Source organism: Bradyrhizobium sp. Ken51 (assembly GCF_055807435.1).
This window is the reverse complement of sequence record NZ_JBVVPB010000227.1, coordinates 1-209: the sequence shown is the minus strand read 5'-3', so window position 1 is coordinate 209 and position 209 is coordinate 1. Positions and strand designations below refer to the sequence as shown.

General features: G+C 68.4%; 1 protein-coding gene. It reads left to right on the top strand.

What is annotated here, in order from left to right:
• Window positions 1-209: DUF1522 domain-containing protein (locus AC0L27_RS41585; RefSeq protein WP_473323968.1), on the top strand; the 209-nt coding region annotated here is incomplete at both ends.

The window sequence follows — 209 nt, the reverse complement described above, 5'->3', positions numbered from 1 at the left end:
GCCACCAACGGCACGACCGCAACGGGTCTTGCCGGCAACGCCCAGCCCGCCGACGGCGACACGCTGACCGTGAACGGTAAGACCATCACTTTCCGCTCGGGTTCTGCTCCGGCTTCGACTGCGGTTCCCTCGGGTTCGGGCGTCAGCGGCAATCTCGTCACCGACGGCAGCGGCAACACCACCGTCTATCTCGGCACCGCGGGCACCCC